Source organism: Aquiflexum sp., from assembly GCF_977115555.1.
The window spans coordinates 1-1,931 of sequence record NZ_CDSBKL010000583.1 but is presented as its reverse complement, the minus strand read 5'-3'; the positions used below and the strand labels follow the sequence as shown (position 1 = coordinate 1,931).

The 1,931-nt window shown below is 42.1% G+C and carries 1 protein-coding gene; it reads right to left on the bottom strand.

Features of this window, described 5'->3' with window-relative positions:
• Positions 1-1,931 (bottom strand): type I polyketide synthase (locus tag ACZFYI_RS19800; RefSeq protein ID WP_462525845.1); only part of this gene is annotated, 1,931 nt, incomplete at both ends.

Below are 1,931 nucleotides of genomic sequence, written 5' to 3'. Positions count from 1 at the left end.
GATATCATAGGAGTCCTAGGTTTTTGAAAGTCGATGGAAGCAACGATATCTTCAAATTCCTCTAATATGGGATCCATCATGAATGAATGGAAAGCATGGCTGGTCTTAAGGACTTTGGACGCAATGTCTTTTGTCTCAAGAAGTTCTGAAAAAGCCAAAATATCTTTTTCTTCTCCTGATACCACACATTGATTAGCAGCATTGATTCCGGCTATATCAAGTTCTGATGGAAGTAAAAACCTAACTTCTTCCTCTGATGCACGGACAGAAAGCATTTTACCTTTGGGAAGATTTGAAATAAGACGACCTCTCAATGCCACGAGTTTAAGCGCTTGTTCCAGTTCCATAATTCCTGCAAAATGAGCAGCGACAAATTCACCAATGCTATGGCCACACAAAATCACTGGCTGGATACCCAACGACATCCAGGTTTTGGCAAGCGCATATTCAATAGCAAAAATGACAGGTTGTGTATTTTGGGTATTTCTCAACTCGTTTTCTGCAGCCTCATCATTGAATGAAGGAAACAAAATATCCAGAATGGATAATCCCGATTCGGCTTCCAAGATTAGATGACAAGCATCTAAGGCTTGTCGGAAGACCGGCAAAGTCCCGTACAATTCCCGACCCATGTATAGGTATTGAGCACCCTGTCCGGGAAACAAAAATGCCATTTCATGATTCTGGAGGGTTACTTTTTCCTTAGGTTGAAACCCGGTTAGTTTTTGGCCCAAATCAGTGACATTTCTTCCAACTACAAAGCCACGATAGGCATAAGCCTGACGGTAATGGATTAAAGTCGATTGGAGAGAATTAAGGGATATCTCGCCCCTAAAAGAAATATAGTCATTAAGATCAATGGAATACCTAGAAAGACTTTCTGATGATTTTGCCGACCAGGGAACCAAATATACCATCTCCATTGAAGGCTCAACAACTTTTTCTTCTATCGGTGTAAACTCTTCTATGATCAAGTGGACATTGGTACCTCCCACTCCAAATGAACTTATGCCGGCATATCTTTTCCCTTCCTCATCCCAATTTTGGTTAGCTTGAGGCATATAAAAAGGTGAATTTTCCAACTGAATTCTCGGATTGAGCTGATTGAAATTAACCTGAGGAAAAAACTGCCTTTTCTGAATAGTAAAAATCGCTCTAAACAAGCCGGCAATCCCAGCGGCGGCATTGAGATGACCAATATTGCTTTTAACACTTCCTAAGGCACAATAATGTGTTTTGTCAGTTGATTCAAAGGCTAGCTTCAATCCTTCGATTTCGATAGGGTCTCCAATAGGCGTGGCTGTCGCATGAGCTTCCACATATCCGATTTGCTCTACCTCAATTCCAGCATCCTCTATAGCAGCAGCTATCGCGCCTGCCTGACCTGAAGCACTTGGGGCAGAAAAGCTTCCTTTTTCCCCTCCGTCATTGTTTACTCCCACACCTTTGACCAAGGCATAAATGGTATCACCATCTTCCAAGGCTGATGCATAATCTTTTAAAAGAACCGCACCTACTCCATCACTGAAAACAGTACCCGAGGCAGCAGCATCAAATGATAAGACATGACCATCTTTGCTATTTACTGATCCATCATCAAACAAATGTCCGCTTTTAGCTGGGGATTTGATACTTGAAGCCCCGGCTATTGCTATTTGGCATTTACCTTGCCTAATGGCTTCAGCCGCCTCAGAAACTGCTAACAATGCTGTAGAGCAACCCGAATGAACACTTACAGCAGGCCCTGTCAGGTTTAAATGGTAGGATGTGCGTGTAGCTAAGTAATCTTTTTCATTGAGAGAATTGACCAAAAAATCCCCATAAGAATCTAATAATTCTTTATGAGAGGAAAGGTTATGCCAAAGATATGTATTTGGACTACATCCTGCATATACCCCGATAGGCAGCGATTCATCAGATTTACGGAGCCC